Raw genomic sequence first — 6,536 nt, forward strand, 5'->3', positions numbered from 1 at the left:
CTTTTCTTCTAATTCATTATTCTTTTCTTCTAATTCATTATTCTTTTCTTCTAATCGGCTTAATCTCTCTTCTAAATTAGTATTTGATTTTGTTTGTTTAATAAATTCTTGTGTAATCACTTCATTATTATATAATGTATTTATACTAGCAGTTATAGAGCCATTAAATTCATTTTGCTGCTCAATTATTGGATTTATATACCATCCTAGAAGCTTTCTAACCACCTTCTTACCAAATACCAAGAATTTTCCTATATACTTTCTATGCGAAGTTATTGCCCAATATGATGTTATTTCATACTTATCATTATTTTTATTTTTCCATCTTAGTAGCTCATCCATATCAAACACATTTGATGCATTGGAACCATCTAAAAAGAAATTTTTTTCATTTTTATAGGAACTTTTGCTTTCTCCTAAAAGAATTTTCACGACTTCTTCTGTACTTAAATTGGGTTTTCCAAGATAATAATCTCTTACTTTAGACATATATTCTAATACATCTTTATCCATTAATACTCGTCTCCTTAATTCACAATAATAATATAATTATCCCATATATTTAATAATCTATAAGCTTTTGAATTCATGATTTATTCTAAAAACCCCAGTATCTTTAATAGCACTGTATATATTAAAAGTTTTAATTCCTCTTATGTAATCATATGGAGCTCCATATTCATCATGAAGTGCAACATCTAAAATATATTCTCCTTCAAGTAATTGAACCTTGTCAAGCGTCACTTCAATAACTCCATTATCTTTCACCTTAAGTTTCTCTCCATTATCAATGTAAGTATTACTTCCATAACAATTTGTACCATCATTTCTAAATATCCCAATACCTGCTGCTGTATCATATATTTCATTATTATTTCTTTTATAATTAATTATAATTTTTATCTTGCTCTCTGGTTTATAATTATATTTTTCTTTCTCATTTTCCAAATCTACCATTTTCACATTAATTATTTCTAACTTCTTATTTCCAGTCCTGTTATCATCCTTTTTAGGCAACTCTATATCTTTACTTATTTCTGCATCGTCTTCTATATTGTTTTCTTCATCTTCTTTAATTTCTTCTTTTGAATCCTCACTATCTATATTTTCCACATAATCTTCCTTATTCATAATTTTATCTAAGTACTGTGCAATTGCATCATGAGGTCTTGATTCAATTTTCTTATACCCTTCATCTATCCATACAGCTTTATCACATAATTTTTCTATTGATGATAGATCATGTGATACAATTACTATGGTGGTTCCTTGATTTTTTATTTCTTGCATCTTCTTAAAACATTTAGATTGAAAAGCAGCATCTCCTACTGCTAATATTTCATCAACCAATAAAATTTCAGCATCAACATTTATAGCCACTGAAAATGCTAACCTCATATACATACCTGAAGAATATGTTCTTACTGGATTATCTATAAATTCTCCTAGTTCTGAAAACTCTATTATTTTATTTAACCGCCTGTCAATTTCTTTTTTCGTAAGCCCAAATATTGATGCATTCGTATATATATTTTCTCTTCCAGTCATATCTGGATGAAATCCTGCTCCAAGTTCTAGTAAACTAGAAACTTTTCCCTTTATATTAATGTTTCCTTTATCAGGATATATTATTTTTGTCATTAATTTTAAAAGAGTACTCTTTCCAGAACCATTTTCACCTATTAGTCCTACTACCTCACCTTTATTTATGCTAAGGCTTACCCCTTTCAGAACCCTATGCACTTCATGCTTATTTCTATTTTTAAAAAGTAATTTTTCTTTAAGTGTTGACCCTTTATCATAATATACTTTAAAACTTTTATATACATTATCTACTTTTATAACTTCCATTTTATAATTCCTCCGCAAAATTCTTTTGAAGCTTTTGGAAAAGAAAATATCCTACAATAATCATTGCTATACTGAACATAAAAATATAACCCAAACCACTAAAGCTAGGCATTTGTTTATAATATAATATGTCTCTATATACTTCTGTAATAGGAACCATCGGATTTAAATTAAATAATCCTGAATATTTTTGAGGTACCATATCAGGTGTATATACTATTGGTGTTAAATAAAACCACCCCATAATTACAATACCTAAAATATGTTCTAAATCTCTAAAATAAACATTTAAAGCTGAAAAAATAAATGATAATCCAAGCGTAAATAAATATTCGATTATCATTATTATAGGTAGAAATATTAAATATTTACTTAATCCAATTCCACTAACCATCACTGCAATAAATACTATCACCATACTAAATATCATATTAGCAAAAGCCCCATTGACTACAGACATTGGAATTATAATTCTTGGAAAGTATATCTTTTTTATTAGATCCTTATTCATTATTATACTTGCTGCACTACCTTGAATAGATGTTGTAAAAAAAATCCATGGCACTAAAGCTATAAAAAGATATATATAAAATTTATCAACATTAACTTTCATTATTATAGAGAACACCAAAGTGTATACAATTAATTGCAATAATGGATTTATAAACGTCCATAAAAATCCAAGCACTGACCCCTTATATCTAGTTCTTAAATCTTTCTTTACAAGATTCGAAAGCATTTCTCTATAATTGTATAGTTCTTTTAATCCGTTCAAATTTTTCCTTCCTTTCATAAAGAAAAATGTAGCAAAGCTGCTACATATTCCTCCAGTAATCTAATGTATCTTTAAGTGTATCTTTTATATCATATATCGGAGACCAATTTATATGTGTTTTTATTTTTGAATTATCACATTGTATTATTGGTACGTCTGATGGTCTTAGCTTATCTGGATCTATTTCTACTGTAATCTTTGTAGATGATAATGATAATAAAGTATCCAATATATCTTGAATCTTATAAGCATTTCCTGAACCAATGTTATATAATTCTCCAATTTTACCGTTATTCATAAGCATGAAGTAGCCTCTTACTATATCCCGTACATCAGTAAAATCTCTATATGCTTCTAAATTTCCAACTCTTATTATAGGTTCTGCTCCTTTTTCTATTTCTGCTATTTTACTAGCAAAATCTGAAACCACAAAGTTTTTACTTTGCTTAGGTCCTATATGGTTAAAAGCTCTCACCATAATTAAATTCATCCTATATGAATTAACATAAAGCTTTGCTATTTCTTCCTGTGCCATTTTGCTTATTGCATATGGACTTGTTGGATTTAACAGATGATTTTCACTTATTGGACACTCTTCTGGTTTTATTGCTCCATATTCATCACTTGAACCTATTATAAGCATCTTAGCATTTATATCATTATCTCTTACACCATCTAATAAATTTATTGTTCCATTTATATTTACATTCATTGTAAGAGTTGGTTCTTTCCATGATAATCCTACAGCACTCTGCCCTGCTAAATGATATATTTCATCTGGATTTATACTTTTTATGGTTCTCATTACTTCATCTTTATTAAGCAAATTCATTTTCTCGATTACTACATTTTCCATTGCAACATTATCTTCTATTACTGTTCCATAAACTGTATAACCTTGTTCTATTAAATATTTTGATAAGTAATTTCCTACAAATCCATTAACTCCAGTTATAAGAGCTTTCATATATGTTTGCTCCTTACCTAAATTATTTTGAGATTATTTCTTTTTCTTTAATCTCATTTATTTTAATCTCTTCGCTTACCAATTTCATGTCATTAGTTACCATTCTTTCAACTAACTGACTAAATGGTATTTCTCTTTCCCATCCTAATTTGTTTTCTGCTTTTGATGGATCACCTATTAAGATATCAACTTCTGATGGTCTAAAGAATTTAGGATTTATTTTTACTATTGTCTTTCCTGTAGACTCATCAATTCCTATTTCATCTACACCTGTACCTTGCCACTTAACATTTATATCAACATGAGCAAAAGCTGTTTCAACAAATTCTCTTACAGTTCTTGTTTCGTTAGTGGCTACTACATAATCATCTGCTACATCCTGTTGAAGCATTAGCCACATAGCTCTTACATAGTCTTTAGAGTGTCCCCAATCACGTTTTGAATCCATATTTCCAAGTTCCAAGTGTTCTTGAACTCCTTGCTTTATTCTTGCTACTGCATCTGTTATCTTTCTTGTGACAAATTCCTTTCCTCTTCTTTCAGACTCATGGTTAAAAAGAATTCCTGAGCAAGCATACATATCATAGCTTTCTCTATAATTCTTAGTGATCCAATGTCCATAAAGCTTTGCTACACCATATGGACTTCTAGGATAAAAAGGAGTTGTTTCCTTTTGAGGAATTTCTTGAACTAATCCAAACATTTCACTTGTTGATGCTTGATAAAATCTTGCTGTAGGTTTTACTATTCTAATAGCTTCTAGCATATTAGTTACACCAACTCCATCAATTTCTGCTGTAGCTACAGGCTGCTCCCATGAAGTTCCTACAAAAGATTGCGCTGCTAAATTGTATACTTCATCAGCCTTTGATACCTTCATTGCATTTATTAAAGATACTAAATCTGTCATATCTCCATATATAAAATTAATTTTATCTTTTATATGTTCTACATTTCCATAATCTACAACACTTTTTCTTCTCATAAGACCATACACTTCATATCCCTTTTGAAGTAAAAGCTCTGCTAAATATGATCCATCTTGTCCGTTTATTCCTGTTATTAAGGCACTTTTCATTTTAATTTCTCCTTTTTATATAATAATTATTCGATTTCTATTCTTACATCTAATAATTCTTATCTTTAAAATCATAAGCTCAACTAAGTTTTAGTTAAGTTTATTATAAATATTCATTTCTATTACATATCTTTAAATTCTCTATTACTTTTTTAACTTCCTGAGTACTATCTTTGCTCGCTATAAGCAATGCATCGTTTGTGTCCACAATAATTAAATCTTCTATGCCAATTGTAGCAATAAGCTTGTCCTGTCCTTGAATTATGGACTTCTTAGAATTTATAGTTATTACATTTCCCTTTATTACATTTCCATCATCATTAGTTTTATTTATTCTTTCTAAAGCAAGCCAGCTTCCAACATCATCCCACCCAAAGCTTCCTGGAATTGTGTATATGTTTTTTGCTCTCTCCATAATTCCATAATCTATTGACTCTGAATGAAACTTTGAAAATTCTCTTTCTAATATTTCTTCTTCATCCTCTGTATCTATTGTTTCAAATATTTTATTAAGGCCTTCAAAAGTTTCAGGTAATAATCCCCTAAAATTGTTTAATATCGTAGAGGATTTCCATACAAACATACCACTATTCCAAAGATATTTTCCAGAGGATAAATATTCTTTAGCTGTTTCTAAATTTGGCTTTTCAACAAATCTCTTTACTCTGTAAATATTGTTTCTTTTTACATCATCTTCGTCGCGTCCAAAATTTATATATCCATAACCTGTTTCAGGATATGATGGTGTTATACCTATAGTAATGAGATTATCATCTTCTTCTGCAACATCTATTGCTGCTTTAAGTGTATCAATATAAATTTCATTGTATTTTATAAGATGATCTGATGGAAGCACAAGCATTACTGCATCTTCATATTTTTTCTTAATATGCATTGCTGCAAGTCCTATACATGGAGCAGTATTTTTAGCTACAGGTTCTAGTAATATATTTTTTTCTGGAATCCCTTCAACCTGGCTTAAAACTAATTCTTTATAATCCTTATTTGTGACTATGTAAACATCATCTATATTGACTATGCTTTTGAGTCTTTCCACTGTAAGCTGAATCATTGTTTTTCCATCATCAGTTAAACTCAAAAATTGCTTAGGTAATGATTTCCTGCTTTTAGGCCAGAATCTTTCTCCTTTTCCCCCTGCCATTATGACTGCTGTAACTTTCACTTTAATATACCTCCAGTTTCACTTTGCTAGTGTTTTTAGTAATAATACTTTATACATAAAAAATGATACAACTAATACATTCTTGCACAAGTTACATCAAAACTCCTAAGTTTTCACTTCTATAAAATTCTATATTTTTACTTATAATTTTCATTCTTATAATACTATATTTTAAAATTGTTGTCAAAAAAAAATGACGTAAATCCCAAGTAAATACAATCATTTCTATGTATTTATTTCATAAAATTCCTTCTTTAAAATTACTTTAATATATTTTGGTTAATTTCACTCCATATCTCTCAATGTATAATTAACAATATACGATTACCAATTTTGCACGATGTTCCTTTTAAATATCTATTTTTAGAAGCTCTGATAAGCTTCTCATCCTTAAATTGTAAATTGTTAATTGTTACTTAGTAATAATTCCTTGAAAAACTTTATATACAATGCTATTATACTCTTATTAAAATATAAGTTTCTATATTTCAAATTTTATATAAACTTATGTAAAGGATGGTTATTTATGATTAAAGAAAATCAAAAATTGCTAAATAAAATCAATGCTTTTACCGATATTGTTATTTTATTTATATCAATGACCTTTGCATATTTGATTCGTTTTTATATTTTTTCCTCAGATACTGAATACATCAAATTAATTACATATATTCAATTTTCG

General features: G+C 28.4%; 5 protein-coding genes and 2 pseudogenes. 1 reads left to right on the forward strand and 6 read right to left on the reverse strand.

Features of this window, described 5'->3' with window-relative positions:
• The 6 genes and pseudogenes from CLOBL_RS26395 to CLOBL_RS26420 all read right to left on the reverse strand — a co-directional run.
• A pseudogene (locus tag CLOBL_RS26395) lies at positions 1 to 513 on the reverse strand (hypothetical protein); the annotation flags it as partial.
• Between the two features lie 57 nt (positions 514 to 570).
• On the reverse strand, positions 571 to 1,851 hold the full coding sequence (locus CLOBL_RS26400) for an ABC transporter ATP-binding protein (protein WP_077861721.1): 1,281 nt from the start codon (positions 1,849 to 1,851) through the stop codon (positions 571 to 573).
• A 1-nt stretch (position 1,852) separates the two neighbouring features.
• Positions 1,853 to 2,626 carry an ABC transporter permease gene (locus CLOBL_RS26405; RefSeq protein WP_077861725.1) on the reverse strand — a complete coding sequence of 258 codons (774 nt, stop codon included), beginning with the start codon at positions 2,624 to 2,626 and terminating at the stop codon, positions 1,853 to 1,855.
• Positions 2,627 to 2,666: 40 nt separating this feature from the next.
• Positions 2,667 to 3,593: a GDP-mannose 4,6-dehydratase gene (locus tag CLOBL_RS26410; protein ID WP_077861722.1), complete on the reverse strand. Its 927-nt coding sequence runs from the start codon at positions 3,591 to 3,593 to the stop codon at positions 2,667 to 2,669.
• 22 nt (positions 3,594 to 3,615) lie between these two features.
• Positions 3,616 to 4,671, reverse strand: coding sequence for a GDP-mannose 4,6-dehydratase (gene gmd, locus CLOBL_RS26415; protein ID WP_077861723.1), 1,056 nt, complete (start codon positions 4,669 to 4,671; stop codon positions 3,616 to 3,618).
• A gap of 103 nt (positions 4,672 to 4,774) precedes the next feature.
• Positions 4,775 to 5,854, reverse strand: a complete 1,080-nt coding sequence (locus CLOBL_RS26420) for a mannose-1-phosphate guanylyltransferase (RefSeq protein ID WP_077861724.1) — start codon at positions 5,852 to 5,854, stop codon at positions 4,775 to 4,777.
• Positions 5,855 to 6,380: 526 nt separating this feature from the next.
• Between CLOBL_RS26420 and CLOBL_RS28800 the strand changes: the two are divergent.
• Positions 6,381 to 6,536, forward strand: a pseudogene (locus tag CLOBL_RS28800) (undecaprenyl-phosphate glucose phosphotransferase); the annotation flags it as partial.

This window comes from Clostridium sp. BL-8, from assembly GCF_002006495.1.
Classification (GTDB): Bacteria; Bacillota; Clostridia; order Clostridiales; family Clostridiaceae; genus Clostridium.

Coding starts and splice junctions, on each gene's coding strand:
- CLOBL_RS26410 (WP_077861722.1), bottom strand. CDS start 3,593: ATGAAAGCTCTTATAACTGGAGTTAATGGATTTGTAGGAAATTACTTA.
- gmd (WP_077861723.1), bottom strand. CDS start 4,671: ATGAAAAGTGCCTTAATAACAGGAATAAACGGACAAGATGGATCATAT.
- CLOBL_RS26400 (WP_077861721.1), bottom strand. CDS start 1,851: ATGGAAGTTATAAAAGTAGATAATGTATATAAAAGTTTTAAAGTATAT.